Source organism: Streptomyces sp. NPDC059909, from assembly GCF_042730885.1.
GTDB lineage: Bacteria > Actinomycetota > Actinomycetes > Streptomycetales > Streptomycetaceae > Streptomyces.
The window spans coordinates 1-1771 of the sequence record NZ_JBHWKX010000021.1 but is presented as its reverse complement, the minus strand read 5'-3'; the positions used below and the strand labels follow the sequence as shown (position 1 = coordinate 1771).

Below are 1771 nucleotides of genomic sequence, written 5' to 3'. Positions count from 1 at the left end.
CTTTTTTGCTCCTTTTTTCGCCCCCAGTGTCCTTTGGGGGGGGGGGTTTGTGGGAAACGCTCTCCCCCATGGGGAAGGGCTCCCTTGCCTGGGTCTCCCGCCCCCCCTGGCCCAAGGGCGCCCCGCGGCCTCGGAGCCAGCGACCTGAACGACAAGCTGAGCAAGGCCTGCTCCGCAGTCGGACACCTTGCGTACAACGATGCGCCCGACCAGGAGAGGGAGCAGGAGGCGGAAGCGCAGGACCGAGTAGGTGCTTTTCGACCTCAAGCCGCAGGTCAGGTCGACTGTGTTGCTCAGTCGTTCTGTACCTCCAGTTCAAGCGACGGGATTGGATCTCACGGCGCGGGGTACCGCGCGACCTCGTCAACCGAGCGCCACGCCAGGTCGTCAGCCGGGACGGCGGGCAGGGCATCTCCTCCCCCGATGAAGGGAGCCACGGGAGCCGCTCAATCCGCCGGGCCCGGCATCGCGCCCTCGGCAAGCTTGATGCGGGTCCAGACGTTCATGTTGACGACGACGGCGACGATCTCGAGCATCTCCTCCGGGCTGAAGTGCGCAGCGAGCGCGTCGTGGAAGCGCTGGAACGCTGCGTCGCGGTCGGTGTCGGCGGTGCGGGTGAGCGCCTCGGCGTAGCGGAGCGCCGCCTGCTCGGCCTCGGAGTGAAGCTCGGTCTCCCACCACGCGGTCAGCGTGTCGATCTTGGCTCGGGGGATGCCCGCTTCGCGCGCCGCTTTGTAGTGCAGGTTGAGGCAGTAGGTGCAGTTGTTGAGCTGCGAGACCCGCAGGCGCAGGAGCTGGGCGAGGCCGCGGTCGATCCGCAGTTCCGCTGTGTATCCGAACGCATCCGCGCCCATCCGAGCCATGCCGATCAGCGCCTCGTTCCCGCTCGCGTCGAGCCGGCGGTTCGCGATCTGGACATCGTCAGTCATCTCGTTCCTCTCTGTGCTCATCGTTCCCCTGCCCGCGCTTCCGGGCCCCGCTCCGAGCCGCTCGGTCATCTATGACGAACCTCTGTTCGAGCCGGTCGAGGGGACGCGCTCGCGGCGTCGGGCGGCTCGGCGAACGCGATCAGGGATCTCTGTGAACGGATTGTCGCTCCAGCGCCGTCTCGATATGTCGTTTTCGACACGCGAAACTGAAACGGCGGCTTCTGCCTCGTGAGCCACACAGTCCGCCCTGACCTGCGGCTTCGAGGTCGAAAAACACCTACTGAGTCAGACGGTCTACTACGTGGCGGGTTTGAGGAGGCCCGAGACGGCGCCCCGTCCTCGCGTGGAGTCCGTCCGTCAACGAGCGCGGGTGTGCACGAACCGCTCGTGCAGCTCCGCCAGACCAGACGACCACCGGCTCGCATCAGCCGGCATCACATCCCACCCCATAACCAGCACGACGAGGCCGCTGCCAACCCGTCGCGACAAAGACCGTTGCAGTACTAGCCCGGGGCAGCCCGGAGAAGGCCAGCAGTCGCATCTTCCACGCCCCACCCCCTGGCTGCCGGGCCATGGCCCATCCCAGGTGAGAGTCGCATCGGCCACTGGTGGCACCGACGCGCGGGGTGACCGTCTTGAAGTCCAGGATTGGGCAGCAACTCCCCCACCGTTCGTGTCCGACGGATGCGCAACAAGTTCCTCGAGGGGCGAGCAGTTGCTCATCCTCGATGCCGTCCGTGGCATGGGCTCTCGGCAACGGGTGAAACGAGGGCCACGGACGGCGGATGAAAAGTGAGCCACTCTGCGATCTCTTGATCATCCTGACTTCACTGGTTCTGAAG

General features: G+C 66.1%; 1 protein-coding gene. It reads right to left on the bottom strand.

What is annotated here, in order from left to right; genetic code table 11:
* Positions 1 to 446 precede the first annotated feature (446 nt).
* Positions 447 to 929 carry a carboxymuconolactone decarboxylase family protein gene (locus ACFV9O_RS16490; protein WP_385417948.1) on the bottom strand — a complete coding sequence of 161 codons (483 nt, stop codon included), beginning with the start codon at positions 927 to 929 and terminating at the stop codon, positions 447 to 449.
* Positions 930 to 1771: the final 842 nt, after the last annotated feature.

Coding starts and splice junctions, on each gene's coding strand:
- ACFV9O_RS16490 (WP_385417948.1), bottom strand. CDS start 929: ATGACTGACGATGTCCAGATCGCGAACCGCCGGCTCGACGCGAGCGGG.